The sequence below is a fragment of the Agrobacterium sp. GW821-FHT14E08 genome (assembly GCF_058803865.1).
Genome location: NZ_JBXAPJ010000002.1, coordinates 104,481 through 131,391 on the forward strand (window position 1 = coordinate 104,481; position 26,911 = coordinate 131,391).

The window sequence follows — 26,911 nt, forward strand, 5'->3', positions numbered from 1 at the left end:
CGGCGTGGGTGCCATGACGAGTTCGGACAGGTCCACGAAAACCCGGAAAAGAAAATTGGCGCAGGCGGAAATGGCGGTCTCCAGCCTGCGCCAGTCCTGCCGCAAGCGGCATGGGACAGCAATGTTCCTGCGATCTTTCCGAAACGGTTTTTCACAACCACTGCTTTGCATCAGACACTATGGCCGGTCTCTTGCGCGAAACTTGTCTGGCTAAAATAAAATATTCGAAAATACCAACGCCCGACACCGAGGTGCCGGGCGTTGGTCGTTCTCCATCCGGGACTGAAGGTACTAAACCGGACGGAGACGTATCCTGACAAGGGCGGGCGGTGGATCGTCCGTCTCCAGCCTCTACGGCTTTTGACTATTCAGCCTTTGCCATTTCACTGCGGATGATCGCTCTCAAATCATCGATCGGCTTCAATTCGTCGCCATCTTCGAAATGCCAGAACGTCCATCCGTTGCATGCGTCGAGACCCTGCACCTTTGCGCCGAGGCGGTGAATGGAGCCGGCGGTCCCGGCGGATGCCAGAGTACCATCGGCACGAATAATGGCGCTATAACGGCGTCTCGCATCGGTCAGTACCTGGCCCGGGCGGACCAGGCCGCTTTCCACCAGCGTGTTGAAGGCAACGCGCGGTTCGGCCTTCTTGCCGGTCATCACGGTCAGTTCCGCCTTGCCGAGCGGCTCGACGGCGGCGATGCGGGCCGATGCCGCATCGATATAATCCTGTTCGCGCTCGATGCCGACGAAGTGGCGGCCGAGACGTTTTGCGACCGCACCCGTGGTGCCGGAACCGAAGAACGGGTCGAGCACGATATCACCCGGCTTGGTGGAGGCCATGATGATGCGCGCCAGCAGCGCTTCCGGCTTCTGGGTGGGATGCACCTTCTTGCCGTCGTCACCCTTCAGACGCTCATGGCCGCTGCAGATCGGGAACAGCCAGTCGGAGCGCATCTGCACATCGTCGTTGGAGGCCTTCAGCGCATCGTAGTTGAAGGTGTAGTTCTTGGCTTTCGGATCGCGGCTGGCCCAGATCATGGTCTCATGGGCGTTCTGGAACCGGCGGCCCTTAAAATTCGGCATGGGATTGGTCTTGCGCCAGACGATGTCGTTCAGGATCCAGAAATCGAGGTTCTGGAGCATGGAGCCGACACGGAAGATATTGTGGTAGGAGCCGATGACCCAGATGGTGCCGTTGGGTTTCAGCACACGGCGGCAGGCGAGCAGCCAGGCGCGGGTGAAAGCGTCATAGGCCTCGAAAGAGGCAAACTGGTCCCATTCGTCATCGACGGCATCGACCAGCGACTGATCGGGCCGGTGCAGCGTGCCGCCAAGCTGGAGATTATAGGGCGGATCGGCGAAAATCGCATCGACCGACTGGCTCGGGAGGGCATCCAAGGCAGCGACACAATCACCTTTGATGATGCTGTCTTTCCAGGCGTCACTCTCGCCCGCACGATCAAAACCGGCACGCCGAAAATCGGCCAGCGGAAAAACTGCTGCCATTGGTACTCGCTCCATACGCTTACTCTCTACTGATGCTTATGGTTACCGAAGATGGTTATCAAAGCCTGAACAAGTCACGGAAAATGCAAAATAAATGGCTGTTGAGGCGTGCATGGCGGATTTGCGGCTGCGCACGGGGAACCCGAAGTCCCGTAAAAACGTTGTGCACAACGGGTTGTCCTGTTCCGCCTATCGGTGCGGCAGGAAGACCGGCAATAACGGGGGTAATCCGAATGGGGTCCATGATGCGAACGGCTTCTTTTTCAATGCATGTCGTTTCCGCCGTTCTTCTGATGGCAGCATTGCCGTCGCCATTGCGGGCGCAGGAGCCGGCACCGCAATTTAATGTCGTGACCGACGCCGTGATGTTCGATGGCGGCCCCTCGCTGGGCAACAGCGACAAAGTGCGATGGGATTTCTACAAGGCCGACCGGGCCGGAGCGCGCACCGATGTCAATGCCGGCGGATCCTATGACGCCACTTTCGAGGCGAAGCTGCCGGCCGGCAAATATGTTGGTGTCGCGGCGCTCGGCAATGTCATCAGCGAAATAGCCTTCGAAGTGAAGGACGGAAGCGTCGCGAGGCCGAAGGTTAATTTCAACGCGGCGGAACTGACTGTAGTGCCGAAACGCAGTCCCGGCGGCGATGTGGAAACGCAGGCAAAGACCGAGATCACCAAGAGCGATTTCAAGGATAGCGTCTACGGCCAGAACACGGTCTTCGTGCCCGCGGGCGACGTGCTCCTCACCGGCAGTATCGGCCCAGCACGGGCGCAGGAAACGCTTGCCGTCAAGGCGGGCGAGAAGATCAGCCACGAGCTCGTCATCCCGAGCGGCGTGGTCGTCGCCAAGGCGGTGTATGCGCAGGGCGGCAAGGGGGTGGAGACGGACGATATCCGTTTCGAGGCGCTTTCAGCCAAGGAGACGCTGGATGGCACCCGCCAGACCATCAACGGCATTTACGGCACCGGCAAAATCATGGAAATGCCCGCCGGCGATTTCGTGATGCGCGCCCGTCTCGGCAAGGTGACGGTGGAGCAGCCCTTCACCGTGACCGCCGGAAAACGCACCGAAATCAACATTGACCTCGATGCGGGTGTTTTGGCGATCACCGCACCGGGTGCGGAGCGGATCGATATCGTCGAAACGACCAAGGACCTTCAGGGCACGCAAAAGGAAATTTCCGGACGGTACGGCACCCGGCATCAGGAGACGCTGCATCCGGGCGATTATTCGGTGAAGGTGAGCTACGATGAAAAGTCCGGTCGCGAGCCGAAGGAAATCAAGGCGACGGTCAAGGCCGCCGAGAGAACCGAGACGAATGTGCCGGAGTAGGCCTCGGCCGTCGCCCGGCCGGAGGCTCTGGCCGTTCGCCGATTTTCACACCTGAGAAGCCTGACGCCGCGATACGGTCGCACAGCCTTATCCACTGACAGCCTCGACAGGCCTGCCTGATCTCGCCTGCGGCGAAAGCCAGACGCATCTTCGCGAGAAAGTCGGGGGTCGCCTGCAGCCGCTTGCCGGCGATCAGTGCCTCGCCCAAAAGCTCTGACACCGAAAGGCGGGCCGTCTCATCCCGCTGCACCACGCCTTCGTTGAAACAGTGGGCATGGCTTTCACACAACAGGCCTTCGCAAATATCATCCGGCCCATCCACCAGCTCGATATCTTCCGCGCCGGCATTCAGGCGGGCGGCGACACGGTCGTAATTTTCGACGAAGCTGGACGTATAACCTTTGCCCACATAGGTGAGCATACAGAGAAGATGGTGGGGCCGGAGGCGGACGGTCACGGGCCTGCCCTATCCGACGATCGCGAAGGCGTCGCGCACCGAGCCGGACGAGGTGCGGATCGCCTTGCGACCGATCCATTGCACGTGGCCGTCAAGGATACGCACCGCCTCTTCGGCGCGGCCGCCGCGCAGCGCATCGATGATTGCGCGGTGATCGGTATCGGTACGGCGCTCCCACCCGGCCCGCCAGGCGGAAAACAGGAAGCGGGCACTCGCCGCATGCAGACCGTCGATCGCCTCCATCAGGCGCGGCATGTTGCAGGGCGCCGTGATGAGGCGGTGGAAGCGGCGGTTCGCCTCCTCCCAATGCTGCACATCGACGGCGCTATCGCCTTCCAGTGTCGCGGCTTCCGCCTGGTCGAGAATGGCTGAAGTCATGTTGGGAATGGCGTGGCGCAGCGCGAGAACCTCAAGGGCTGCGCGCATTTCCGCAACTTCGCGCACATCGTCAAGGCCGAAATCCGCAACCCGGACACCCCGGCGCGGAATGCTGGCGGCCAGTCCCTGCGCCTCCAGCCGGCGGAACGCCTCGCGCACCGGCACATGCGAAGCGCCGAATTCGGCAGCGATGTGATCCTGCCGCAACCGTTCGCCCGGCGACAGTTCTCCGCGAACGATGCGGTCAGCGAGCGTGCGGCTGATGCGTGCGGCAATGGTGTCTTCAGGCGTGGTTTTCACTGGCTTTGGCATAACATCCCATAACGCATCTGGCGCGACTGTGTGTAGTGCTTTTTGCACGCGGCAAATGCGCAAAGCCGAATATTCGAAGCCGCACAGTTTCCTGCCCAACCGGCAAGCTATGAGCCTGATGGGACCGACCCTTGCGGGTCAGCCAGTTGAGCTTGACGTGGACATGGTCTAAAAGCCCCCCGCATCACTTTTTCCCGGCAAATCCGATACAGGGAGCGCCCATGAGCGGCTTCGACCTCATTATTTTCGACTGTGACGGCGTTCTGGTCGATTCCGAAATCATCGCCGCACAGGTGGAGTCCCGCCTTTTGACCGAGGCGGGTTATCCGATCTCCGTTGAGGAAATGGGCGAGCGCTTTGCCGGCATGACCTGGAAGAACATTCTTCTGCAGGTGGAAAGCGAAGCCAGCATCCCGCTCTCCGCTTCCCTGCTCGACAAGTCGGAAAAGCTGCTCGACATGCGGCTGGAACGCGACGTGAAGATCATCGAAGGCGTGAAATTCGCGCTGTCGCGCCTGACGACGCCGCGCTGCATCTGCTCGAATTCCTCGAGCCACCGGCTCGACATGATGCTGACGAAGGTGGGCCTGAAGCCCTATTTCGCGCCACATATCTATTCCGCCAAGGATCTCGGCGCCGACCGCGTGAAGCCGAAGCCCGACATCTTCCTGCATGGCGCGGCACAGTTCGGCGTCTCCCCCGACCGCGTCGTCGTGGTCGAAGATTCCGTGCACGGCATCCATGGTGCAAGAGCCGCCGGCATGCGCGTCATCGGTTTCACCGGCGCATCCCACACCTATCCGAGCCATGCCGACCGGCTGACGGATGCGGGCGCCGAAACGGTGATCTCGCGCATGCAGGACCTGCCGGCCGTTATTGCGGCAATGGCGGAGTGGGAAGGCGCTTTTTGACGAGGTAGCTGTGGTTACATCCCAGACACAAAAGGAATTCGTACCCGGCCAAGGCTATACCGAAGCGGACTGGGATGCTGTCGACTTTCCCGAGATGTCGAATGAAGAGCTAGCAAATGCGCGCCCCGCCAGGGACGTTTTGCCGCCAGCTTTTTTTGAGGCTGTGGAGGAGTATCGAAACTCTCGTAGCCGCCCGTCAGCGGAGAAAGCGATGGCTGTGGGAAAACCCTCCGCTTAAAAAGCATGGAAAGTCGTAGACCTCTCCTCCGTCATGCCGGACTTGATCCGGCATCCAGTCACGGCGCGTCTGCGCCGTGAGAAGAGTCTTTTGCGATCAATGACTTGACCGCGCTGTACCCCGGATCAAGTCCGGGGTGACGGAATTCGGACCTGCGCGCAATCAGAACCGAAGCCTGCCGAGCAGCCTCCGGTTTTTACATTTCGCCCGTCAAATCACCGGCGCTTGGTCTTTGCCTTGGCGCTCTCGCCGCCGAAGCCGATATAGACGCTGACCGACTTCGGTGCGCCGCCCGGACCGTTGGGAATGGCCACGTGGTCGTTGTTGAAAATGAACTGCGTGCCGGCTCCGCCTGCCGGGACATCGATGGCGAAATTGGTCGTTTCGCCGTAGATTTCGCCGTCGCCATCCTTCACCGTCACGCGGATCGGAACCGTCACGCGGCCGGGCTTTGCCATCGGGCCGGGAACGAGACGACCCTGCGCCAGCACGTTCACCGTCAGCGTGGCTTCGTTTGCGGTGCATGAGCGCGTCGTGTCTGACAGCGAGACCTGATAGGCGAGTTTCTGCGGGTCGTCCTTGGCGCCGCCGGCATAGACCCGGTGGACGGCGTTGGCGTCGAGAACCGTCACGATCGGGCAGTTGGCCTGCACCACCGGGGTGACGGCATTGGCCTGCGCGGCCGGAGGGTTGACGGCAAGCGAGTCCGACGGATTGGAGGAATTACATCCTGCAACGACGGCCAGAAGCGACATCGCGGCGGACAAACGCAAGAAATTCCCTGACACTCTTCTAATTCCCTCTCCATTGTCCCGGAACAGAACCGGAGACGCTGTTTATTGACCTTTCACGCAGGTTGGCGATGGTCTATAGCAGCGACGCCGGAAAAAATCGATTGGCATGTTCGGTTTTGCTTGAATTTTCAGAAAAGCCCTTCATTACCTCGCCAATCGCCTCATTCCGGTGAGACGTTGCGGACAAAGACGCCGGCAAGATCGGTAACGGACAAGGGACTATCTCGTGAAATATGTATCGACCCGGGGTTCGGCCCCTTCGCTTGGTTTCTGCGACGCGCTTCTGGCGGGCCTTGGCCGTGATGGCGGGCTTTATGTGCCGCGCGAATGGCCCTCCATGTCGAAAAAGGAAATCCGCAATCTGCGCGGCAAGTCCTATCAGGACGTCGCCTTCGAGGTTCTCTACCGTTTCACCGGTGGTGAAATTCCGGCCGACAAGTTCAGGGCGATGATCGACGACGCCTATTCCACTTTCCGGCATCCGGCCGTCGTGCCGTTGACCCAGACCGGCCCGAACACTTTCGTGCTGGAACTTTTCCACGGCACCACGCTCGCCTTCAAGGACGTGGCGATGCAGCTTCTCGCCCGCCTGATGGACTATACACTTTCCGAGCGCGGCGAACGCGCCACCATCGTTGGCGCCACCTCCGGCGACACGGGTGGTGCAGCCATCGACGCCTTTGCCGGGCGCGAGCGCACCGACATTTTCATCCTTTTCCCGAACGGCAAGGTCTCTCCGGTGCAGCAACGCCAGATGACGACCTCCACCGCTTCCAACGTGCATGCGCTGGCGATCAACGGCAATTTCGACGATTGCCAGACGCTGGTCAAAGAGATGTTCAACGACGTGAAGTTCCGCGACAGCGTGAAGCTTTCCGGCGTCAACTCCATCAACTGGGCGCGCATCATGGCGCAGGTTGTCTATTATTTCACCGCGTCGCTCTCGCTCGGCGGTCCCGACCGGAAGATTTCCTTCACCGTTCCAACCGGCAATTTCGGCGATATCTTTGCCGGTTACGTCGCCAAGAAGATGGGCCTGCCGATCGACAAGCTCGTCATCGCCACCAATGACAATGACATTCTGGCGCGCACGCTGAAGACCGGCCGTTACGAGATGCGCGGCGTCAAGCCCACCACCTCGCCTTCGATGGACATCCAGATTTCTTCCAACTTCGAGCGCCTGCTGTTTGAAGCCTATGACCGCGATTCCGCGGCGGTGAAGGCATCGATGGACGGCCTGAAGCAGTCCGGTGCGTTTGAAATTCCGCCGAAGGCACTGAAGTTCATCAAGAAGGATTTCCGCGCCGGCCGCGCCACCGAAAAGCAGGTGGCGGCGACCATTCGCGAGACGCTTGAGAAAACCGGCTACCTGATCGACCCGCATACGGCAACCGGCGTTTTCGTGGCGGAAAAGCACGAAAAGGCGGGAAGCCCGATGGTGGTTCTGTCTACCGCCCATCCGGCTAAATTCCCGGCCGCTGTAAAATCCGCTTGCGCAATCGAGCCTGCGCTTCCAGTATGGTTAGCTGACATTATGAACCGGGAGGAGCGTTTCGACATTCTGGACGCAGAGCTGAAAGCCGTGGAAACCTTCATCGGCCAACATGCACGCGCCGGCAAATAGAGACGCGGAAAGACTTGATATGAGAGTTAATGTGACCCGGCTTTCGTCCGGGTTGACCGTTGTGACGGAAAGAATGCCGCATCTCGAAAGCGTTGCTCTTGGGGTGTGGATCAAATCCGGATCCCGCAACGAGACGACTGCCGAACACGGCATCGCCCATCTTCTCGAACATATGGCCTTCAAGGGCACGGCACGCCGCACCGCCCGGCAGATCGCCGAAGAGATCGAAAATGTCGGCGGCGAAGTCAACGCCGCGACATCGACGGAAACCACCTCCTACTACGCCCGCGTCCTGAAAGACCACGTCCCGCTCGCCGTCGATATTCTTGCCGATATCCTGACGGAATCGCTCTTCGACGAAGAGGAACTGGAGCGGGAGAAAAACGTCATCCTGCAGGAAATCGGCGCTGCGACCGATACGCCCGACGACGTGATCTTCGACAATTTCTCCGGTGTCGCCTATCGCGACCAGACCATCGGCCGCCCGATCCTCGGCACGCCGGATACCGTGCAATCCTTCACCACCGGCCAGATCAGGCATTATCTCGCCCGCAACTACACGACGGACCGCATTTTCGTCGTGGCGGCCGGTGCTGTCGATCACGAGAGCTTCGTGAAGCAGGTGGAAGAACGTTTCGCCTCGTTGCCGCAACTGCCCGTCACCACGCCGGTTCTCGAAAAGGCTGTTTATACCGGCGGTGAAATCCGCGAGACCCGCGACCTGATGGACGCGCAGGTGCTTCTGGGTTTCGAGGGCAAGGCCTATCACGCCCGCGATTTCTATTGTTCGCAGATTCTCGCCAATATCCTCGGCGGTGGCATGTCGTCGCGTCTTTTCCAGGAAGTGCGCGAATATCGCGGCCTCTGCTATTCCGTCTATGCGTTTCACTGGGGCTTTTCCGATACGGGCATTTTCGGCGTGCATGCGGCCACCGGCGGCAACGACCTGCCGGAACTTGTGCCGGTCATTCTGGAAGAATTGCGCAAGTCCTCGCAGACCATCCATCAGGAAGAAATCGACCGGGCGCGCGCGCAAATCCGCGCCCAACTGCTCATGGGACAGGAAAGCCCGGCGGCCCGTGCCGGCCAGATGGCCCGGCAGATGATGCTCTACGGCCGGCCCATTCCCAATGAGGAGATGATGGAGCGCCTTGGCGACATTACCCGCGAACGGCTGACCGATCTTGCGGGACGGCTGTTTTTCGATACAGTTCCGACATTGTCCGCAATTGGCCCGCTCGAACATCTGCCGCCTCTTTCAGACATCACTGCCGCGCTTTCCGCGCAGCAGCCCGCAAGGATAAAGGCGAACGGCTAAGCGTGGCGGTTTCTTCCGCACGGGGATGGTGAATGCTGCGTTTTCTTTCCCGACATAATGACACGCCCGAACTGCGCAGCGCCGACCATCTTCTCAGACTGCCGCGCTATGGCGATTTCAAGCAATGGCACGTCCTGCGGTCGGAAAGCCGGCACTTTCTCCAGCCCTGGGAGCCAAGCTGGCGTCCGGACGAGTTGACGGAAGGCTCTTTCCGGATGCGCGTGGTGCGCAACGGCCAGGAATTTTCCTCCGGCACCGCCGTTTCGTTTCTGCTGTTCGAAAAGGAGACCCTGCTGGTCGGCGGCATCACAATCGGTTACATCCGCCGGGGGGCCGCGCAAAGCTGCATGATCGGCTACTGGATAGGCGAACGCCACGCCGCCAAAGGCCATATGTCTGCCGCATTAAAATTGGTAATACCATACATCTTCAACGGACTTCAGTTGCACCGTATCGAGGCAGCCTGTATTCCGGAAAACTTCAAAAGCATCCGGCTTCTCGAAAATGCCGGGTTCCAGCGGGAAGGTCTCTTGCGGGAATATCTGAAAATCAATGGCCAATGGCGGGATCATATGATGTTTTCCCTTCTTGCCGACAAGCAAAGCTCCGGCGGAACGAAGTACGATACATGACCTACAATCACACTGCGCCTTGCCTGTCGAAACGTCTGGCGGCAATCGCACTGGCTGCGCCGTTTTTCCTGCTGTTCCTGCTTTTTGCTTCCTATTCCTACGCCTTCGAGCCGGTGAAGATTTCCCGTGACGATACGGCGCTTGATCTGACCGCGACGACCGATATCTACGCCAATCAGGGCGAGGCCTTTCAGGTTTCCACCGCCCCCGGACCAGACGGCATCCGCCGCCGTATCGAGGTGCGCGCCAGTTCCACGGATCACCAGGGCGACTGGGCGGTCTTCGCACTCGCCAACATCTCCGAAGAGCAGCTGGAACGCGTCATCGTCGCCCCGCATTTCCGTCTGGTGAACTCCAAACTGTTCTGGCCCGATCTCGGCTCGCAGCGCATCATCGCGATCACGCCGAGCGAAGGCTTTGCGCTGGACAGGCAGCCGAGCCCGGATGCCGACGTGTTCCGCATCACGCTCAATCCCGGCTCCGTCATCACCTTCGTCGCCGAGCTATCGACGCCGCAATTGCCGCAGATCTATCTGTGGGAACCGGAAGCGTACAAGGACACGATCAACGCATTCACGCTCTATCGCGGCATCGTGCTCGGCATTGCCGGCCTTCTGGCCGTGCTTCTGACCATTCTGTTCGTGGTCAAGGGAACCTCGGTTCTGCCGGCCTCCGCCGCACTTGCCTGGGCGGTGCTTGCCTATATCTGCGTTGATTTCGGCTTTCTTGAAAAGCTCATCACCGTGACATCCAGCGATCAGCGAATATGGAGGGCGGGCGCGGAAGTGGCGCTCGCCTCCAGCTTCGTGGTCTTCCTGTTCACCTATCTCAATCTCAACCGATGGCATGCGCATCTGGGTTATGCGACCTTTGCCTGGGTGGTGGGTCTGGCGCTGCTGTTCGGCGTGGCGATCTACGATCCTTCGGTTGCGTCGGGCATCGCCCGCGTGTCCTTCGCGCTCACCGCAACGGCCGGTATCGCACTCATCATCTATCTCGGCTTCAACCGTTACGACCGGGCGATTTTGCTCGTGCCCTCCTGGGCGCTCATCCTCGTCTGGCTATTCGGCAGCTGGCTGACGGTAACGGGGCAACTGGACAATGACATCGTGCAGCCGGCGCTTGGCGGCGGACTGGTGCTGATCGTGCTGCTGATCGGCTTTACCGTCATCCAGCATGCCTTTGCCGGCAGCGCCTATCAGCAGGGCCTGTTCTCTGACCTTGAACGCCAGTCGCTGGCGCTGACGGGCAGCGGCGATACCGTGTGGGACTGGGACGTGACGCGCGACCGCATCGTCACCACGCCCGACATTTCCAACCGCCTGGGGCTGGAACCCGGCACCATGCATGGTGCTGCGCGCAACTGGTTGCCGCGCCTGCACCCTGACGATCGCGACCGCTTCAAGGCGACGCTCGACGTGCTGCTCGACCACCGCAAGGGCCGCCTCAACCACGAATTCCGCATTCGCGCCGAAGACGGGCATTTCCACTGGCTGCAAATCCGCGCCCGTCCGGTTCTCGGCTCCAACGGCGAAATCATCCGCTGCGTCGGCACGATTACCGACATTACCGAGCAGAAGAATTCGGTCGAGCGGCTGTTGCAGGATGCGATGAACGACAATCTGACCGGACTTCCGAACCGGCAAGTCTTTCTCGACCGCCTGCAATCGATCCTCAACCTCTCGCCCGACAGCGAGGGCGTGCGCCCGACCGTGATGGCGATCGATATCGACCGTTACAAGCTGGTCAACGATACGCTCGGCATTGCCGCGGGCGACAATATTCTCATCGCGCTGACGCGGCGCCTGCGCCGCCTGTTGAAACCGCAGGATACGCTGGCGCGCCTCGGCGGCGACGAATTCGGCCTGATCCTGACCTCCGAGCGCGATCCGCAGCGTGTCGCAGATTTCGCCGATGCGGTGAACAAGGCGATCATGGTGCCGATCAATTTCGCCAATCGCGAAATCATCCTCACCGCCTCCATCGGCCTCGTCTCGTGGATCGACCAGCAGGAAAGTGCGGCCGGTCTCTTGAGCGACGCGGAACTTGCCATGTACCGCGCCAAGCGCGCCGGCGGAAACCGTGTCGAGCCGTTCCGCCCCGCCTTCCGCACCTCCGGCACTGACCGCCTGCAGATGGAAAGCGACCTTCGCCGCGCCATCGAGCGCAAGGAGCTGTCGCTCGCCTATCAGCCGATCGTCAAGCTCGACGATGGCGAGCTGGCCGGCTTCGAGGCGCTGATGCGCTGGGAACATCCCAAGCGCGGCAATATTCCGCCGAGCGAGTTCATTCCCATTGCGGAAGCTTCCGGCCTGATCGAGCCGCTCGGCATGTTCGCACTGGAGCGGGCGGCGACCGATCTGATGGACTGGCAGCATGCCATTGAGAAGATGCCGATCTTCATTTCCGTCAATATTTCCAGCGCGCAATTGCTGAACAACGAATTGTACAATGATGTGCGCAGCATGCTGACGCGCACCCGCTGCAATCCACAGCAGCTGAAGCTGGAGCTGACGGAATCCGTCGTCATGGAAAACCCGGAACAGGCGCGGCTGGTGCTTTCCAAGCTGAAAGAAACGGGCCTGAGCCTCGCCATGGATGATTTCGGCACCGGCTATTCGTCGCTCGCCTATCTCACCCGCTTCCCCTTCGATACGATCAAGCTCGACAAGGCGCTGGTGGCCAATACCAGCGACAAGCGCAATGTGCTCCTACGCTCCGTCATCGCCATGGCGCGCGCGCTCGACATGCAGGTGGTGGCGGAAGGCATCGAGACGCCGGAAGATGCGGCGGAATTGTCGCGCATGAATTGCCATTTTGGCCAGAGCTTCCTGTTCGGCACCCCGGTCTCGGGCGATGCGGCTCTGAAGCTTCTCAGGGAGCGGTTCCAGCCGACGAAGCGGGCTTCGTAAAGGGGATGAGTGCTGTAGCGCACTCCCCCCCGTCCCCTCTATCTAACGCGAGGTCATCCTCGGGCTTGACCCAAGGATCCATTGTCGCAGGTGGTTGTGGATCCTCGGGTCAAGCCCGAGGATGACGTCGAGGGTAAGGCGTTCCTTACTGAACCATCATCACCGGCTGTGCATCCGCCGCCACCCTCCCATGCAGGAGGTCGTGAATGAATTCCATCTTCGTCACCACCGGCGGCGTCAGCACGAAGGGATAGAGGTCCGCCTCCCCCATGCTGCGCTGGATGGAATTGATGGCGACGCTGAGCGGAATCCAGGCCTTGACCAGTTGCGCGGCGCTGCGGGCCTTGTAGGGATCGAACGTCACCTCTGCGGCCATTTCCTCATGTCCGTCCGGATCGATCGCCACACCGAAGGCGCGCGCCGTTTCGAGCGTGTCGACGATATGCAGGTAATGGGCGAAACATTCGGCGAAATCTTCCCATGGGTGGACGGAGGCGTAGGAGCTTATGAAATTCTCCTGCCAGTCAGGCCGAGGTCCCTGCTCGTAATTACGTTGCAGCGCCGCCGCATAATCCTCGCGCTCGTCACCGAACACGGCGCGGCAGGCTTCCAGCCGGTTCTCATCGCGCACCAGCTTGTTCCAGATGAAATGCCCGACCTCGTGGCGGAAATGGCCAAGCATGGTGCGGTAGGGTTCGTTCATGTTGGCGCGCACCTGCTCGCGTGTCGCATCATCGGCTTCCGCCGCACGGATGGCGATCAGGCCCTCATCGTGACCGGTCATGGCGGGAATAACCGAACCGTCGGGCGCCACCTCATCGACCAGAAAGTCGAAGACCAGCCCACCCGCCGGATCGGCATCCCGGTTGGGATGCGGCAGGCCGAGCCGCAGGATCGAATAAAACAGATGGCGCTGCGCCTGGCTGAGACGTCGCCACTGTTCGATCCCCTGCTCGGTCGCGATATCAGGCACCAGACGATTATGGCTGCAGGCCGGACAAAAAGCGCTGTCACTTTCCGCCGGGACAGACCAGTTGCAGATGTCATTCACCTCGTTGACGCAGAAACGCACCTGTTTTTCCGGCTGGGCAACGATCTGCCAGTTCGGCTCGCCCGCGGGTGCAAGCGCTTCCATGGAAAGGCGCTCCGGCACGAAGGCCAGACGATGACCACAGGAGACGCAGAAACGATTGTCGAAATGGACCGGCTGGCCGCAGGAAGCGCAGGAAAAAAGCTTCATCGATGAAACCCTTGCGATGGATCAGGTGGGGTGGAGGCAACCGTAGAATATCAACATGAACGGCGTAACAAGCCGGACGTTCCTGCCCCTCAGACGACAAGAGCGCATGTGCTGTCACACATGCGCTCCGAGCGCCGCATCGTCAGAGAGGCGCAATCCGTCGGGCGAGATTACATCCGATCAACGGCGCCCTTGACGGCATCCTTGGCCTTGCCAACGTTTTTCTGGATCTTGCCCTTTGTTTCCTGGGCCGCACCCTTGGCGCGCAACTCGTTGTTGCCGGTCGCTTCGCCGACGCTCTTCTTGACCTTGCCGGCGACTTCGTTGGCTTTACCGGCGATCTTGTCTGATGTGCTACCCATGTCACTGCTCCCTAGTTTAACCGCACTGTCTTGTCCGGCTTTCCGGGTGACTAACGTGAGGGAGCAAGGTTTGGTTCCAGCCGGCAGACGCGTGAAAGCGGCGGAAAACTCAGGCGTGGCCGGCATCGGGCGAGAGCATGCGCGGGTCGACGCCCATCAACGCAAGCGCGCGCTCATATTTATTGTCCAGTCCGCGGTCGAAGATCAGCTCTTCGGCGGCCGGGCAATTCAGCCAGCCATTATTGGCGATCTCGTTTTCCAACTGCCCCGGTCCCCAGCCGGCATAACCCAGCAGCATGGTGGCCCTTTGCGGGCCGCGGCCGTTGGAAATGGCGCGGACGATATCGAGCGTCGCCGTCAGGGAAATGTCGTCGCTGACCGGAATGCTGGATTCGCTCAGGTAATCATCCGAATGCAGCACGAAGCCCCGACCGGATTCGACCGGACCGCCGCACTGTATCGGAAATTCACGGGTGCGGTTGGGCAGCATGATGGCGTCGTTGCTATCAACCAGTTTCAGATGCAGCAGAATATCGGTGAAGGTGATCTGCTGCGGACGGTTGATGATGAAGCCCATGGCACCGGCATCCGAATGGGCGCAGATATAGATTACCGAACGGGCAAAATTGCCATCGTCCAGCCCCGGCATCGCGATGAGGAACTGACCATCGAGAAAGCCACGTTCGCGTTTGTCCATCAGGGTTGAAAAGCTCACCGGCGCCTCCAGCAGGCCGAATTCCGTTCTTGAACGGAAAAGGCGTTCGCACTTCGACAGGGAACAGGATGCGGCATAGCGCCCGATCAATCAACCGAAAATGATGAACCGCACGAATTCGTAACTGGTCCGCCGGGCGATGTTGGGTTAGACGGAAAGAATGAGCTTCAGGACATTCTTTCGATTTTCACATCTTCGCTTCCTCGCCGCATTCGCCGCCGTCCTCGGCAGCGGGCAAGCCGCCCGGGCAGAGATTACCGACTGGGCCAGAAGCGAAGGCGGCCAGATGCGCGTGGCAAGCCTTGCGATGGATGCGGACGGCGTGGTGCGCGGCGTGCTGCAGATCGAGCCGAAAGACGGCTGGATAACCTATTGGCGGGAGCCGGGAGAAGCCGGCATACCGCCTCAGATCAGGCTCGACCCGGCAAGCGGTGTCAGCCTTACCACCATGGCCTACCCGGTTCCGAAGCTGATTGAAAACGGCGACATTACCGATATCGGCTATGATCACGCCGTCAGCCTTCCCTTCCAGCTGAAAGCCGCCGACACATCCGCAGGCGGGAAGATCGACCTCACCGCCTTCATCGGCGTCTGCCAGAATATCTGTATCCCTTTCGAGGCGACGTTTTCGATCGACCGCGGCCAGGCGGGCGATGATGACGGCGAAGAACGACGATTGCTGGAAGAGGCGCGCGAGACGCTGCCCGAAGCCGCATCCGACGATTTCAAGGTGACCGATTTCCACATCACGCCCGACAAGACCATGCTTGGCGTGCAGCTGCAGCTTCCGGAAAACGCACCGAAGGAGACCGAAATCTTCATCGCCGGTCCCTCGGGCTTTGCCTATTACGAACCGCAGAACCTGGTGCGCGACAAGCGCAAGCTCTCTTTCTACATGAACATCAAGGGCCTGCCGAAAACCTATCAGGTGCAGGGCAATAGCTGGCCGATTCTGGTCAAATCCGGCGACCGGGCCATGGAGACGATGCTGAATTTCCCGAAGCCCTGATGGGTTTTGCCGCCACGCTTGAGCGATCGCCTCCGCAGTGGAATTTCCCGCGAAAACCGCATGACACGTTTCATTTGGTTGCTCTATAGTCGCGCGAACCGAACGGCTACAGGAGCACGGACATGACCATCAAGATCGGCGAAAAACTGCCTTCCGCAACCTTCAAGGAAAAGACGGCCGACGGCCCGGTGGAAACCACCACGGACGCGCTTTTCGGCGGCAAGAAGGTGGTTCTCTTCGCCGTGCCCGGCGCTTTCACCCCCACCTGCTCGCTGAACCACCTGCCGGGCTATCTTGAAAACCGCGACACCATTCTCTCAAAAGGCGTGGATGACATCGCCGTTGTCGCCGTCAATGACTGGCACGTTATGGGCGCATGGGCGCAATCGTCCGGCGGTCAGGGCAAAATCCACTTCCTCGCCGACTGGGATGCCTCTTTCACCAAGGCACTTGGCCTTGATGCCGACCTTTCCGGCGGCGGCCTCGGTGTGCGCTCCAAGCGCTATTCGATGCTGGTCGAAGACGGCGTGGTGAAGTCGCTCAACGTGGAAGAAAACCCCGGTCAGGCGACGGTTTCGGCCGCTGCTGCGATGATCGAGCAGCTTTGAGGGCAGGTGGCTTAGTCTCTCCGTCATGCCGGACTTGATCCGGCATCCAGCCACGGCGCGTCTGCGCCTTGATAAGAGTCTTTTGCGATCAAGGACTTGATCGCACTGGACCCCGGATCAAGTCCGGGGTGACGGTGTATCGACTGACACGACATCGCCAAACGCATCAACGCTGCTTTTAGCGACAAAACAAAAAGGGCGGCCAAGCCGCCCTTCCCTCAGACATTCATATCAAACACCAGAAGCCCGGCCAGACCGCCATCGGTCAGCGACACGAGGCGCTCGCCGACTTCCATATGCTGGGGATGGGCGAGGTAATCGTCGCGGGCCTCGGGGCTTTCAAGCGTCACGATAAAACCGTCGACGAAACCGCCATTCAGGCCCTCGGGCGAAACATTCTGGCCGTATTTTACATCGATGATGCCCGGTATCACGTCCTTCAGGGCCGCAATCGCTTCGAACACCGCTTGTTTTTCAGAGGATGCCGTCGCAGCCTTGAAGCGCAAAAATACACAATGCAGGATCATCCGAATTCCTCTCCTCCGCCGGACTGTCCGGCTGTTTGACGACAAGATAAATCGGGTTTCAGTTTTCACAACCCCGGATTAGATATGGCCCGGATTACACAGGCCGAATAAGACAGGTTTCCATTACCGCCGTTTGAAGGGCTCCATGCCCTTGCGCGCCAGTTCATCGGCGCGCTCGTTTTCCGGGTGGCCGGCATGGCCCTTGACCCAATGCAGCGTTACCTTGTGGCGCTCCTGCGCCGCTTCCAGCGCCTGCCACAGCTCGACATTCTTGACCGGCTTGTTATCGGCGGTTTTCCAGCCCTTCTTTTTCCAGCCGAAAATCCATTTGGTGATGCCGTCTTTCACATAGGCGCTGTCGGTATAAAGATCGACCTCGCAGGGGCTTTTCAGCGCGTTGAGCGCCGAAATCGCCGCCAGCAGTTCCATGCGGTTATTGGTGGTCTCGGCCTCGCCGCCGGAGAGTTCCTTCTCCACCTCACCATAACGCAGCACGGCACCCCAGCCGCCGGGACCGGGATTGCCGGAGCAGGCGCCATCGGTGAAAATATCGACATGTTTCATTCGCCGGCCAGCCCATATTCGGCGACATTGGCGATGGAGCGGTGGAACCGCAGCTTGCGCAGATATTCCAGCGGATCTTTTTTCACCACCAGCGCGCCGGCCGGCGTCGTCAGCCAGTCGTAAAGCCGCGTCAGGAAGAAACGCAGCGCCGAACCGCGCGCCAGAAGCGGCAGCGCCTCCAGTTCCGCCTCACTCAGCGGGCGCACCGACTGGTAACCCTCCAAGAGCGCCTTGCCCTTGGTGACGTTATAAGCGCCATCCTTTTCGAAGCACCAGGCATTGAGGCAGATCGACACGTCATAAGCGAGCAGATCGTTGCAGGCGAAGTAAAAATCAATCAGACCCGAAAGCTCGTCGCCGAGGAAAAACACATTGTCCTGAAACAGATCGGCATGGATGACGCCGGCTGGCAGATCCTTCGGCCAATGGGCGGCGAGATAATCGATCTCGGGGCGAATCTCGTCTTTCAGGCCCTTCTCCACCTCGTCGGCGCGGTCTTCGGATTTGTCCCAAAGCACCTTCCAGCCCTCGACGGAGAGTGCGTTCGGCCGTCTGATTTCGAACCCCTCGCCCGCCAGATGCATGGCGGCCATCGCCTTGCCGACTTCGCGGCAGTGCTTCGCTTCCGGCTTTCTCAGCCACATGCCTTCAAGGAAGGAGATAAGCGCCGCCGGCCGGCCCGACAGTTCGCCCAGCAACGCGCCATCCTTGCGCGGCAGCGGCAGGGGGCAGGACAGGCCCTTGGCGGCCAGATGCTGCATCAGGCCGAGGAAGAAAGGCAGATCGTTTTTTTCCACGCGCTTTTCATAAAGCGTCAGGATCAGCGGGTCCTTGGTGGTGTGCAGCAGGAAATTGGAGTTTTCGACGCCTTCGGCAATGCCCTTATAGGAAGTGAGGCTGCCGACGTCATATTGCGTGAGGAAATTCCTCAGATCATCTTCGGTGATGTCCGTATAAACTGCCAATTTCAAATCTCTTGATGAAGGAAAGGGTGAAAATCTGGGGTGAGAATGACGGATGCAACGCGAAGGCCAGCCGCATTGACCGTCATTCCGTTTCAGGCACCGGCGGCGGTTTTCGGCGGAAGCGCATTGCTGGCATTGCCGTTGACGAAAGCCATGTCGTCCGTCGTCAGTTCGATACTGCGCAGCTCGCGATTGACGAGGAAATGTTCCGTTTCCTCCACCGTGACGGCCAGATCGAGCGTCGTGTCGAACCGCGCCTTGAAAGCTTCGATGATCTCATCGACGATGACTTCCGGTGCGGAGGCGCCAGCCGAAAGACCAACGGTGCGGATATCGCCGATCGCATCCCAGTCGATTTCCGCCGCACGCTGTACCAGCACGGAATGTTTGGCGCCGGCGCGCAGCGCCACTTCCACCAGCCGCTTGGAATTGGAGGAATTGGGGGCGCCAACGACGATGAACAGATCGCAGCCGGGCGCCGCCTGCTTTACCGCATCCTGACGGTTGGTGGTTGCGTAACAGATGCTGTCGGCGGCAGGCGCCTGAATGGCCGGGAAGCGTTCCTGCAGCCTGGCGATGACGCCGGCGGTATCATCGACCGACAGTGTCGTCTGGGTAACGAAACCGAGGTTTTCACGGTCCACCGGCTCATAAACACCCGCATCCTCCACCGTCTCGACCAGCGAGACCGTGCCTTCGGGCAGCTGACCCATGGTACCGATGACCTCAGGGTGACCGGCATGGCCGATCAGCACGACATGGCGGCCGAGGCGCTGGTGGCGCATGGCCTGTTTGTGCACCTTGGAGACCAGCGGGCATGTGGCATCGAGATAAAAAAGGTTGCGCGCCTGCGCGTCTTCAGGCACGGATTTCGGCACGCCATGGGCGGAAAAGACCACCGGCTGCTCGCGGTGCTCGACGGGGATCTCATGCAGCTCCTCGACGAAGACCGCGCCCTTGGCTTCAAGCCCTTCCACCACATAGCGATTATGCACGATTTCATGGCGAACATAGACCGGCGCGCCATAGGCCTTCAGCGCCAGCACAACGATCTGGATCGCCCGGTCCACGCCCGCGCAAAAGCCGCGCGGTCCGCACAGCCTTATTGTCAAAGGGGGTTTGGAAACGGCGATGTTCATTCCTGCTCCTTGGCCTGCTCCTTGGCCTTGCCCGATAACCAGCCATTATCGGACGGCACGTGCTTTATTCACCCTGCGCCTTACCGTTCCGGAAATAGGCAAAACCGGCGACGATGACAAGGGCCACCGCCAGGCCATACCACGTTATCGCATATTGCAGGTGATTGTTGGGCAAATCTATCAGCGTCACGCCACCTTCAGGCCAGCCTCCGGGATTGGGCGCATTATCGGCATCGACGAAGAGGTGGACCAGCCGGTCCGACGGGATATTGACGCTCGAGGCCATCGCCGCCAGATCCTTCCAATAGAAGATGTTCTTGGCGACATCATTATCCGGCAGCAGGGAAGATGGTTTAGTGACGAGCGGCGCGCGCGCCAGTCCGGTGATCGTCACCTCGCCGGCAACCTGGCCGTCGGGGCGCTCTGCCGGTTCCTTCATCTCGAAGGGCACGAAGCCGCGATTGACGAAGAGAATTCGGCCATCGGCAAGCGTCAGCGGCGTATAGATATAATAGCCGGTTCTGCCCTGATGGGTGGCGAAGAAATGCCGTTCGCGGGCGTGATCGAACGTGCCGGAAAGGCTGACCCTGCGATATTCTATCTCGCCGCCGCTTTTTGTAATGGTCTCGATGTCGGAGAGCGTGGCCGGGCTTGCGCTCCGCCGCTCCTCGATATCGGCCATCAGGGCCTCTTTCCAATAGAGCCGCTTCACCTGCCAGGTGCCCAGCCCGAGCAGGATGGCAAGTGCCAGCAGGACAAGCGGCGCAGCAAACCAGACCCGTCTTTCCGCCGCCTTCATGTGGGAAACATCATTCACGATCAAGCCTGCCTTCGCTTGCATTGTTGCGGTATTGCAGCGCAATCATGATCCCTTTCAGCTTGCGCAGCAGCACGAGCGAGACAATCACCGTGAAAGGCAACCAGAGCATGACATGCACCCAGACGGGCGGGCCAAAACGCTGATCGAACCAGAGCGCCAGACCGACGACCAGAAAACCCACAATCAGCATGACGAAGACGGCCGGGCCATCACCCGCATCGGCAAAGCCATAATCCAGCCCGCAGGCGCTGCAGGCCGGTTTCGGCGTCAGGAAACCGTCGAACAGCCGGCCGTTACCACAACGCGGGCAGCAGCCTTTCAAGCCCACCTTGATGGGATCAACAGGCGCAAAATTGCCGTTTGATGGTTCTGACATGATGACCTCCCGCGAAGTTGCCTAACCCCTCGCCCGTCCTCCTCGGGCTTCACCCGAGGACCCACGATTTCAGCGGGCTATGGATCCTCGGGTCAAGCCCGAGGATGACGTCCAATCTCCTGGAAGCTTGCCTCAGAACCCGGGCACCTGTTGTTGCTCGACGGCGCTGCGACTTTCTTCTCCCCGCCGGGGAGAAGGTGGCCCGAAGGGTCGGATGAGGGGGCGAGCTATCGGTCTATCTCTACCGTAGCCCCCTCATCCCGCTGCCGCAGACTTCTCCCCGGCGGGGAGAAGAAACAAGGTGCACCCTCTCGCTCCACCGGATGCCTTGCTTTGGCTTTAGGCCCTATCCAGCGCTATCAGCCGTGCACCGGCGCTCCCCAACCACCCCAGATGTAGATGGCGAAGAACAGGAACAGCCAGACGACGTCAACGAAGTGCCAGTACCAGGCGGCGGCTTCGAAACCGAAATGCTGCTTGGGCGTGAAACCGCCGGCAATGGCCCGGAACAGGCACACGAGAAGGAACACCGTGCCGACGAAGACGTGGAAACCGTGGAAACCGGTGGCCATGAAGAAGGTCGCGCCATAGATCGAATTCTTGAAGTCGAACGGGGCGTGAATGTATTCGTAGACCTGCACCGTAGAGAACAGGACGCCGAGCGCGACGGTGAGAACCAGACCGGTGATCAGGCCCTTGCGGTCATTGTGCAGCAGGGCGTGGTGCGCCCAGGTGACGCAGGTGCCAGACAGAAGCAGGATGACGGTGTTGTAGAGCGGCAGGTGCCAGGGATCGATGACTTCGATACCCTTTGGCGGCCATTGACCGCCGGTATATTCGAGGCGGGACGCCTGAATGGCCTCATGCGGATAAAGGCTGGCATCGAAATAGGCCCAGAACCAAGCGACGAAGAACATCACCTCGGAGGCGATGAACATGATCATGCCATAGCGCAGGTGAAGCGAAACGACGCGGGTGTGGCTGCCCTCATTGGCTTCCTTGATCGTGTCCGCCCACCAGGCGTACATGGTGTAGAGCACGATGACGAGGCCGATATAGAAAAGCCAGGGATTGGCCAGTTCCGCGCCGAACAGCTTGAAGGAACCGCCCGACAGGTAACGCATGTAACAGACGCCGCCGAAGGTCAGGATGAAGGCGCCGATCGAGGCCAGAAGCGGCCAGGGGCTTGGATCTATGATGTGGTAATCGTGGTTCTTCTGATGCGTATCTGCCATTGCGACAATCCCCTGGTATCTCTTCCCTGATCCGGCCCCGGATAAAAGGCCAGATCTCCTCTCACAATTTGCTTTCGCCAGACTCGGTCTTTACCGGCAAGGACGCAACCGGTTTTTCGGTTTTGGCCGGATAAAACGTATAGGACAGCGTTAAAGTATGAATGCTCTTGGTTTCGCGCGCAGTGGCGATGTCGGGATCGACGAAGAAAACCACCGGCATTTCCAGCGTTTCACCCGGCTGCAGCGTCGTTTCGGTAAAGCAGAAACACTCCACCTTGTTGAAATAAGCGCCCGCTTCCATGGGCGTGACATTGAAGACCGCCGTTCCCGTGGTTGCCACGGGCGAGCGGTTCGTCGCCTTGAAGGTGACCTGCACCGTCTCCCCGATCTTTGGCGTGACCTTCTTGTCAACGGGACGGAAATCCCAGTTGAGACCGTTCGACGTATTGGCGTCGAAGGTGACGTTGATGGTTTTGTCGAGGATGACGTCGGAATATTGCTCGACGCGCTGGGTCGTGCCGTTATAGCCGGTGACGCGGCAGAACAGCGTATAAAGGGGAACGGCGGCATAGGCCATGCCGATCATGGCGCAGAAAAACACGAGACAGAGCACGAGGATCGAGCGGTTGCTTACCCGCTGCGTACCGGCCGTTGCCTTATCTGATCCGATATTTGTCCCAGTATTCGCCATGTCCTCCCCCTCCTCCGATCTCGTCCTCTTACCGTCAGGCCGTCAATGCGAACCGATCTTGATGATGGTGATGACGTAGAACAGCACCACCAGACCGGCGAGCAGGACGCCGAGCGCAATATTGCGCCCGCGTCTCGATTTTTTCTGCGCCGCGCTCAGTTCCACCGTTTCCATCACAGAACTCCCGAAATCACGGCCTTCAGGGCCGGAGCAAAATGGTCGGCCAAAAGGCCGGAGAAGATGGCGAAGAGGTAAAGCACCGAATAGGCGAACATCTTCTTGGCGGGCAGCATCTTCTCGTCACCCTCAGGCATGCGCCGGACATCGAGCGAACAGTAAACGAAGATGGCGCTCAGCACCGCAGCGAAAATGCCGTAACCGCCGCTCGCCAGTCCCGTGAAATAAGGCGCCACGGCAGCAGCAGCGGTCAGCACGGCATAAACGATCATCTGGTTCTTGGTGGAGCGCTCGCCCGCCACGTTCGGCATCATCGGAATGCCGACGGCGCCGTAGTCACGCATTTTGAAGAGCGCCAGCGCCCAGAAATGCGCCGGTGTCCACAAAAAGATGATGAGGAACAGGATGACGCTGTCAAGCGAAACGCCGCCGGTGACGCAGGCCCAGCCGAGCATGGGCGGGAAAGCGCCGGCAGCACCGCCGATGACGATGTTCTGCGGCGTCGAGCGCTTCAGCCACATCGTATAAACAACGGCATAAAAGAAGATCGTAAAGGCCAGCAGGCCGGCCGAGAACCAGTTGACCGCAAGGCCGAGAATGACCACCGAAAAGGCCGACAGCGTCAGCCCGAAGGCCAGGGCCTCGCGCGGCGCAATGCGACCGGACGGGATCGGCCGTTTCGCGGTGCGGCTCATCACGGCATCGATATCGGCATCGTACCACATGTTGAGCGCGCCGGAGGCACCGGCACCAACGGCGATACAGAGAATGGCGATGATGCCAAGCACCGGATTGATTTCGCCCGGCGCCAGCACGAGGCCGGCAAAGGCCGTGAAGACGACCAGCGACATGACGCGCGGCTTCAGCAATTCGAAATAATCGCGTGCGCCGGCTTCCGAGAGTTCGGAGCTTTCTGCGCCCAGCATTTCGCGATTGTCGATAACGGTCATTTCCTGTCCTGTTTTCTTTCAGATGACGCTTGCCGCGGCATCCCCTGCACCGGCCCGAAAAACGAAGATTATTTTCGGCATGTTCGGCGCGTCAGTTCCTGGGTCCGAATGTCGCGGGCGGGCGGCATCGGGTCGAACCAATGCCATTCGCCGGCTTTTCGCCGCGCCCATTCCGCCATTCGTCTGCGCCTGCTTCTTCATAAAGGCCAAAATTGGCATTTATCACATCCGGGCATGTATCATGTCGGACGGCGCGCTTCGCTTGGACAAAATGTCACGCAGCGGCGGATCCACCCGCCTTCGGAAACGGCATGGACGAAACCATGCCGCCCCGTATTCCAGCAACCGGAATGCACAGGCCTTGCCTGCACCTTCCGGTCCGCGCATCAGCGAATGCGCGGAAGCTGTTCCCACTGGTGGTAAGGCGGCGGTGAAGACAGCTGCCATTCGAGCGTCGTCGCACCCTCACCCCAGGGATTGTTGCCGGCGATCCGCTTCTTGGCGAAGGCTTCCCAGACGCCGAAGAGGAAGATGCCGACGGCAACAGCCGAGATATAGGAACCATAGGAGGATACCAGGTTCCAGCCGGCATAGGCATCGGGATAATCGATGTAGCGGCGCGGCATGCCGGCGAGGCCAAGGAAGTGCTGCGGGAAGAAGATCAGGTTCACGCCGATAAACATGACCCAGAAATGCAGCTTGCCGATGAACTCGCTGTACATGTAGCCGGTGATCTTCGGGAACCAGTAATACCAGCCGGCAAAGATGGCGAAGACGGCGCCGAGCGACAGAACGTAGTGGAAGTGGGCCACAACGTAATAGGTGTCATGCAGCGAACGGTCGAGACCGGCATTGGCGAGCTGCACGCCGGTGACGCCACCGACCGTGAACAGGAAGATGAAGCCGATCGCCCATACCATCGGGGTCGAGAAGGTCAGCGAACCGCCCCACATGGTCGCAATCCACGAGAAGATCTTGATACCCGTCGGCACCGCGATGACCATGGTGGCGAAGACGAAGTAACGCTGCGCTTCAAGCGACAGGCCGACTGTGTACATGTGGTGCGCCCAGACGATGAAGCCGACGGCGCCGATGGCCACCATGGCGTAAGCCATGCCGAGATAACCGAAGACCGGCTTCTTGGAGAAGGTCGACACGATATGGCTGATGATGCCGAAACCGGGCAGGATCAGGATGTACACTTCCGGGTGACCGAAGAACCAGAACAGGTGCTGGTAGAGGATCGGATCACCGCCGCCTTCCGGCGAGAAGAACGCCGTGCCGAAGTTGCGGTCGGTCAGAAGCATGGTGATGCCACCTGCCAGAACCGGCAGCGACAGCAGGAGCAGGAATGCGGTGACGAGAACCGACCAGGCAAATAGCGGCATCTTGTGCAGCGTCATGCCGGGGGCGCGCATGTTGAGGATGGTGGTGATGAAGTTGATCGCACCAAGGATCGAGGATGCGCCGGCGACGTGCAGCGAGAAGATCGCCAGATCCACCGCCGGTCCCGGCATGCCGCTCGTCGAAAGTGGCGGATACATGGTCCAGCCGCCGCCCACGCCGTAAGCACCCGCCGGACCTTCGACGAAGAGCGACAGGAGCAGCAGGATGAAAGCCGGAACGATCAGCCAGAAGGAAATATTGTTGAGGCGCGGGAAAGCCATGTCGGGAGCGCCGATCATGATCGGGATCATCCAGTTGGCAAAACCGCCGATCATGGCCGGCATGACCATGAAGAAGATCATGATGAGCGCATGCGCTGTCGTGAACACGTTGAACATGTGCTTGCCGCCGTCGATGGCGGCGTCGCCCTCGAAGCCGTAAACCATGGCGGCCAGACCGTGGAAGATCTGGATGCCGGGCTCCTGAAGCTCCATGCGCATGACGACGGAAAGCCCGCCGCCGACGATACCGGCAATGATCGCGAAGATCAGGTAAAGCGTGCCGATGTCCTTATGGTTGGTGGACAGGAACCAGCGGGCGAAAAAGCCCGGCGTATGGGAATGATGCGCATCATGCGAATGATCGTCATGCGCGTGCGCTTCTTGTGCGGAATGACCATGCGAGTGATGATCGTCGTGTGTGGAAGGTCCAGCCATTGTCCTCACTCCAAGTCGTCAGTTGGTTTCGTTGGCGGCAACATCGACCGTGCGCGGAGCGCCGTCGACGGAGGCCATCAGCGCCCGGTTCGCGCCGTTCAGATCAGAAGCGGCGGCGGCGTGCCAGGCATTGTACTGCTGTTCGGAAACCACCCGAATGGCGATGGGCATGAAAGCGTGGTCCTTGCCGCAAAGCTCGGAACACTGACCGTAATAAAGGCCTTCCTTCTCCGGCTTGAACCATGTTTCGTTGAGGCGACCCGGAACGGCGTCGATCTTGACGCCGAAAGCGGGCATGGCGAAGGCGTGGATCACGTCGGTCGGAGCCGCCGTCACCAGAAGGCGAACGGTCTTGCCGACCGGAACGACCATTTCATTGTCCACCGCAAGAAGACGCGGATAGCGGGCCTTGTCCTCCTTGCCCGCAGCCGCGCGATCCTGATCCTTCAGCATGTAGCTGTCGAAGGAGAGCGGCTCGGCACCCTCGGCGGCGGCATATTCATAGCTCCACAGCCATTGCGTGGCGGTTGCCTTCAGCGTCAGGTCCGGGTTTTCCGGCTGCGTCAGCTGCGCGTTCAGAAGATTGAACGACGGGAAAGCGAGGAACAGGAGAATGAGAACCGGGGCGAGCGTCCACACCACCTCGATCGTCGTGTTATGACTGGTCTTGGAAGGCACCGGATTTTTCGCGGCGCGGAATTTCAGGGCGACGATAATGAGCAGCGCAAGAACGAAAAGCGTAACCGGAACAATGAACCAGAGCGTATATTGTTCGAACCAGCGTATTTCGTGCATGATCGGCGTGGCGGCCTCCTGCATGCCCATTTGCCAATGCACCGGCTGATCGGCGTGGGCGCCGACAGCCGTGAGCAGACAGGTCATCCCCGCCAGTGCTGCGTAAATCCTATTCGTCACGGTACCCTCTCCCTCACGCGTCTGATCTAGATCAATCACAGACGCAGAATCCATGCTTATGGTACTAACTTCAAACCACAGTTTGTCCTCTGCCGC

At 59.9% G+C, this 26,911-nt stretch carries 27 protein-coding genes and 1 pseudogene; 9 read left to right on the top strand and 19 right to left on the bottom strand.

Going from position 1 to position 26,911, the window contains the following annotated elements; genetic code table 11:
- Positions 1-364: 364 nt before the first annotated feature.
- Positions 365-1,510, bottom strand: a complete 1,146-nt coding sequence (locus AC1ROR_RS09285) for a site-specific DNA-methyltransferase (protein WP_035218524.1) — start codon at positions 1,508-1,510, stop codon at positions 365-367.
- 233 nt (positions 1,511-1,743) lie between these two features.
- On the opposite strand from AC1ROR_RS09285, the gene AC1ROR_RS09290 reads away from it, so the two are divergent.
- Positions 1,744-2,844, top strand: a complete 1,101-nt coding sequence (locus tag AC1ROR_RS09290) for a hypothetical protein (protein ID WP_498589248.1) — start codon at positions 1,744-1,746, stop codon at positions 2,842-2,844.
- On the opposite strand, the gene AC1ROR_RS09295 is transcribed toward AC1ROR_RS09290, so the two are convergent.
- Together AC1ROR_RS09295 and AC1ROR_RS09300 are read right to left on the bottom strand one after the other, a co-directional pair.
- The gene (locus tag AC1ROR_RS09295; RefSeq protein ID WP_498589586.1) at positions 2,804-3,265 is read right to left on the bottom strand and encodes a DUF1284 domain-containing protein; all 462 of its coding nucleotides are present in this window, start codon (positions 3,263-3,265) and stop codon (positions 2,804-2,806) included. The two genes, AC1ROR_RS09290 and AC1ROR_RS09295, sit on opposite strands and share 41 nt — an antisense overlap.
- 45 nt (positions 3,266-3,310) lie before the next feature.
- The gene (locus AC1ROR_RS09300; RefSeq protein WP_035218528.1) at positions 3,311-3,991 is read right to left on the bottom strand and encodes a GntR family transcriptional regulator; all 681 of its coding nucleotides are present in this window, start codon (positions 3,989-3,991) and stop codon (positions 3,311-3,313) included.
- 221 nt (positions 3,992-4,212) lie between these two features.
- On the opposite strand from AC1ROR_RS09300, the gene AC1ROR_RS09305 reads away from it, so the two are divergent.
- Together AC1ROR_RS09305 and AC1ROR_RS09310 are read left to right on the top strand one after the other, a co-directional pair.
- Positions 4,213-4,902 (top strand): HAD family hydrolase, encoded by a 690-nt coding sequence (locus AC1ROR_RS09305; protein ID WP_003520496.1) that lies wholly within the window; start codon positions 4,213-4,215, stop codon positions 4,900-4,902.
- Positions 4,903-4,912: 10 nt separating this feature from the next.
- Positions 4,913-5,107 (top strand): annotated as a pseudogene (locus AC1ROR_RS09310) (BrnA antitoxin family protein); the annotation flags it as partial.
- 248 nt (positions 5,108-5,355) lie between these two features.
- Here AC1ROR_RS09310 and AC1ROR_RS09315 read toward each other — a convergent pair.
- Positions 5,356-5,895 carry a PilZ domain-containing protein gene (locus AC1ROR_RS09315; protein WP_498589587.1) on the bottom strand — a complete coding sequence of 180 codons (540 nt, stop codon included), beginning with the start codon at positions 5,893-5,895 and terminating at the stop codon, positions 5,356-5,358.
- A 265-nt stretch (positions 5,896-6,160) separates the two neighbouring features.
- Between AC1ROR_RS09315 and thrC the strand changes: the two genes are divergently transcribed.
- Genes thrC through AC1ROR_RS09335 form a run of 4 tightly spaced genes read left to right on the top strand, consistent with a single transcriptional unit; the run spans position 6,161 to position 12,420 of the window.
- Positions 6,161-7,558 (top strand): threonine synthase, encoded by a 1,398-nt coding sequence (gene thrC / locus AC1ROR_RS09320; protein ID WP_498589249.1) that lies wholly within the window; start codon positions 6,161-6,163, stop codon positions 7,556-7,558.
- Between the two features lie 19 nt (positions 7,559-7,577).
- Positions 7,578-8,876: a M16 family metallopeptidase gene (locus AC1ROR_RS09325; protein ID WP_035218531.1), complete on the top strand. Its 1,299-nt coding sequence runs from the start codon at positions 7,578-7,580 to the stop codon at positions 8,874-8,876.
- A 32-nt stretch (positions 8,877-8,908) separates the two neighbouring features.
- A complete protein-coding gene (locus tag AC1ROR_RS09330; RefSeq protein WP_498589250.1) occupies positions 8,909-9,508 on the top strand; it encodes a GNAT family N-acetyltransferase in 600 nt (199 codons plus the stop codon).
- Positions 9,505-12,420, top strand: coding sequence for an EAL domain-containing protein (locus AC1ROR_RS09335; protein ID WP_498589251.1), 2,916 nt, complete (start codon positions 9,505-9,507; stop codon positions 12,418-12,420). The genes AC1ROR_RS09330 and AC1ROR_RS09335 overlap by 4 nt, the downstream gene beginning before the upstream one ends.
- Before the next feature lie 145 nt (positions 12,421-12,565).
- On the opposite strand, the gene AC1ROR_RS09340 is transcribed toward AC1ROR_RS09335, so the two are convergent.
- The 3 genes from AC1ROR_RS09340 to AC1ROR_RS09350 form a co-directional block, all read right to left on the bottom strand.
- Complete coding sequence (locus tag AC1ROR_RS09340; RefSeq protein ID WP_498589252.1) at positions 12,566-13,660, bottom strand: zinc-binding metallopeptidase family protein; 1,095 nt, start codon at positions 13,658-13,660, stop codon at positions 12,566-12,568.
- Between the two features lie 170 nt (positions 13,661-13,830).
- On the bottom strand, positions 13,831-14,022 hold the full coding sequence (locus AC1ROR_RS09345; RefSeq protein WP_035218542.1) for a CsbD family protein: 192 nt from the start codon (positions 14,020-14,022) through the stop codon (positions 13,831-13,833).
- 109 nt (positions 14,023-14,131) lie between these two features.
- Complete coding sequence (locus tag AC1ROR_RS09350; RefSeq protein WP_035218992.1) at positions 14,132-14,737, bottom strand: YqgE/AlgH family protein; 606 nt, start codon at positions 14,735-14,737, stop codon at positions 14,132-14,134.
- Positions 14,738-14,897: 160 nt separating this feature from the next.
- Here AC1ROR_RS09350 and AC1ROR_RS09355 point away from each other — a divergent pair, with 160 nt between their 5' ends.
- Entirely contained in the window at positions 14,898-15,746 is an 849-nt protein-coding gene (locus AC1ROR_RS09355) for a protein-disulfide reductase DsbD domain-containing protein (RefSeq protein WP_080833703.1), read from the top strand.
- Between the two features lie 122 nt (positions 15,747-15,868).
- Complete coding sequence (locus AC1ROR_RS09360; protein ID WP_035218546.1) at positions 15,869-16,354, top strand: peroxiredoxin; 486 nt, start codon at positions 15,869-15,871, stop codon at positions 16,352-16,354.
- Between the two features lie 218 nt (positions 16,355-16,572).
- On the opposite strand, the gene AC1ROR_RS09365 is transcribed toward AC1ROR_RS09360, so the two are convergent.
- From AC1ROR_RS09365 to coxB, 12 genes are all read right to left on the bottom strand, one after another.
- Entirely contained in the window at positions 16,573-16,881 is a 309-nt protein-coding gene (locus AC1ROR_RS09365; RefSeq protein ID WP_035218547.1) for a Dabb family protein, read from the bottom strand.
- 123 nt (positions 16,882-17,004) lie between these two features.
- On the bottom strand, positions 17,005-17,445 hold the full coding sequence (gene rnhA, locus AC1ROR_RS09370; RefSeq protein ID WP_003494262.1) for a ribonuclease HI: 441 nt from the start codon (positions 17,443-17,445) through the stop codon (positions 17,005-17,007).
- Positions 17,442-18,410, bottom strand: coding sequence for a homoserine kinase (locus AC1ROR_RS09375; protein ID WP_080836492.1), 969 nt, complete (start codon positions 18,408-18,410; stop codon positions 17,442-17,444). The genes rnhA and AC1ROR_RS09375 overlap by 4 nt, the downstream gene beginning before the upstream one ends.
- A gap of 92 nt (positions 18,411-18,502) precedes the next feature.
- Positions 18,503-19,549: a 4-hydroxy-3-methylbut-2-enyl diphosphate reductase gene (ispH, locus tag AC1ROR_RS09380; RefSeq protein WP_035218548.1), complete on the bottom strand. Its 1,047-nt coding sequence runs from the start codon at positions 19,547-19,549 to the stop codon at positions 18,503-18,505.
- 64 nt (positions 19,550-19,613) lie between these two features.
- Complete coding sequence (locus tag AC1ROR_RS09385) at positions 19,614-20,348, bottom strand: SURF1 family protein (RefSeq protein WP_080836490.1); 735 nt, start codon at positions 20,346-20,348, stop codon at positions 19,614-19,616.
- 10 nt (positions 20,349-20,358) lie between these two features.
- Positions 20,359-20,745, bottom strand: coding sequence for a DUF983 domain-containing protein (locus AC1ROR_RS09390; protein WP_080833701.1), 387 nt, complete (start codon positions 20,743-20,745; stop codon positions 20,359-20,361).
- A 359-nt stretch (positions 20,746-21,104) separates the two neighbouring features.
- Positions 21,105-21,980, bottom strand: coding sequence for a cytochrome c oxidase subunit 3 (locus tag AC1ROR_RS09395; RefSeq protein WP_035218555.1), 876 nt, complete (start codon positions 21,978-21,980; stop codon positions 21,105-21,107).
- A 61-nt stretch (positions 21,981-22,041) separates the two neighbouring features.
- Positions 22,042-22,671, bottom strand: a complete 630-nt coding sequence (locus AC1ROR_RS09400; protein WP_035218556.1) for a cytochrome c oxidase assembly protein — start codon at positions 22,669-22,671, stop codon at positions 22,042-22,044.
- A gap of 42 nt (positions 22,672-22,713) precedes the next feature.
- Entirely contained in the window at positions 22,714-22,845 is a 132-nt protein-coding gene (locus AC1ROR_RS09405) for a cytochrome c oxidase system small membrane protein (RefSeq protein WP_003509137.1), read from the bottom strand.
- Complete coding sequence (locus AC1ROR_RS09410) at positions 22,845-23,798, bottom strand: heme o synthase (protein ID WP_498589253.1); 954 nt, start codon at positions 23,796-23,798, stop codon at positions 22,845-22,847. The genes AC1ROR_RS09405 and AC1ROR_RS09410 overlap by 1 nt, the downstream gene beginning before the upstream one ends.
- Before the next feature lie 386 nt (positions 23,799-24,184).
- The gene (ctaD, locus tag AC1ROR_RS09415) at positions 24,185-25,900 is read right to left on the bottom strand and encodes a cytochrome c oxidase subunit I (protein ID WP_035218561.1); all 1,716 of its coding nucleotides are present in this window, start codon (positions 25,898-25,900) and stop codon (positions 24,185-24,187) included.
- A gap of 18 nt (positions 25,901-25,918) precedes the next feature.
- Positions 25,919-26,782, bottom strand: a complete 864-nt coding sequence (coxB, locus tag AC1ROR_RS09420) for a cytochrome c oxidase subunit II (protein ID WP_080833697.1) — start codon at positions 26,780-26,782, stop codon at positions 25,919-25,921.
- Positions 26,783-26,911 lie beyond the last annotated feature (129 nt).

Excerpts from the sequence above, each read along its gene's own strand:
- AC1ROR_RS09335 (WP_498589251.1), top strand. The coding sequence starts at position 9,505 with ATGACCTACAATCACACTGCGCCTTGCCTGTCGAAACGTCTGGCGGCA.
- AC1ROR_RS09360 (WP_035218546.1), top strand. The coding sequence starts at position 15,869 with ATGACCATCAAGATCGGCGAAAAACTGCCTTCCGCAACCTTCAAGGAA.
- ispH (WP_035218548.1), bottom strand. The coding sequence starts at position 19,549 with ATGAACATCGCCGTTTCCAAACCCCCTTTGACAATAAGGCTGTGCGGA.
- rnhA (WP_003494262.1), bottom strand. The coding sequence starts at position 17,445 with ATGAAACATGTCGATATTTTCACCGATGGCGCCTGCTCCGGCAATCCC.
- AC1ROR_RS09305 (WP_003520496.1), top strand. The coding sequence starts at position 4,213 with ATGAGCGGCTTCGACCTCATTATTTTCGACTGTGACGGCGTTCTGGTC.
- AC1ROR_RS09340 (WP_498589252.1), bottom strand. The coding sequence starts at position 13,660 with ATGAAGCTTTTTTCCTGCGCTTCCTGCGGCCAGCCGGTCCATTTCGAC.
- AC1ROR_RS09410 (WP_498589253.1), bottom strand. The coding sequence starts at position 23,798 with ATGACCGTTATCGACAATCGCGAAATGCTGGGCGCAGAAAGCTCCGAA.
- AC1ROR_RS09315 (WP_498589587.1), bottom strand. The coding sequence starts at position 5,895 with ATGTCGCTTCTGGCCGTCGTTGCAGGATGTAATTCCTCCAATCCGTCG.
- AC1ROR_RS09400 (WP_035218556.1), bottom strand. The coding sequence starts at position 22,671 with ATGGCGAATACTGGGACAAATATCGGATCAGATAAGGCAACGGCCGGT.
- AC1ROR_RS09295 (WP_498589586.1), bottom strand. The coding sequence starts at position 3,265 with ATGCTCACCTATGTGGGCAAAGGTTATACGTCCAGCTTCGTCGAAAAT.
- AC1ROR_RS09395 (WP_035218555.1), bottom strand. The coding sequence starts at position 21,980 with ATGGCAGATACGCATCAGAAGAACCACGATTACCACATCATAGATCCA.
- AC1ROR_RS09390 (WP_080833701.1), bottom strand. The coding sequence starts at position 20,745 with ATGTCAGAACCATCAAACGGCAATTTTGCGCCTGTTGATCCCATCAAG.
- AC1ROR_RS09385 (WP_080836490.1), bottom strand. The coding sequence starts at position 20,348 with ATGAAGGCGGCGGAAAGACGGGTCTGGTTTGCTGCGCCGCTTGTCCTG.
- AC1ROR_RS09365 (WP_035218547.1), bottom strand. The coding sequence starts at position 16,881 with ATGATCCTGCATTGTGTATTTTTGCGCTTCAAGGCTGCGACGGCATCC.
- AC1ROR_RS09285 (WP_035218524.1), bottom strand. The coding sequence starts at position 1,510 with ATGGCAGCAGTTTTTCCGCTGGCCGATTTTCGGCGTGCCGGTTTTGAT.
- AC1ROR_RS09355 (WP_080833703.1), top strand. The coding sequence starts at position 14,898 with ATGAGCTTCAGGACATTCTTTCGATTTTCACATCTTCGCTTCCTCGCC.
- AC1ROR_RS09325 (WP_035218531.1), top strand. The coding sequence starts at position 7,578 with ATGAGAGTTAATGTGACCCGGCTTTCGTCCGGGTTGACCGTTGTGACG.
- ctaD (WP_035218561.1), bottom strand. The coding sequence starts at position 25,900 with ATGGCTGGACCTTCCACACACGACGATCATCACTCGCATGGTCATTCC.
- AC1ROR_RS09300 (WP_035218528.1), bottom strand. The coding sequence starts at position 3,991 with ATGCCAAAGCCAGTGAAAACCACGCCTGAAGACACCATTGCCGCACGC.
- AC1ROR_RS09290 (WP_498589248.1), top strand. The coding sequence starts at position 1,744 with ATGGGGTCCATGATGCGAACGGCTTCTTTTTCAATGCATGTCGTTTCC.
- AC1ROR_RS09330 (WP_498589250.1), top strand. The coding sequence starts at position 8,909 with ATGCTGCGTTTTCTTTCCCGACATAATGACACGCCCGAACTGCGCAGC.
- coxB (WP_080833697.1), bottom strand. The coding sequence starts at position 26,782 with ATGACCTGTCTGCTCACGGCTGTCGGCGCCCACGCCGATCAGCCGGTG.
- AC1ROR_RS09405 (WP_003509137.1), bottom strand. The coding sequence starts at position 22,845 with ATGGAAACGGTGGAACTGAGCGCGGCGCAGAAAAAATCGAGACGCGGG.
- AC1ROR_RS09345 (WP_035218542.1), bottom strand. The coding sequence starts at position 14,022 with ATGGGTAGCACATCAGACAAGATCGCCGGTAAAGCCAACGAAGTCGCC.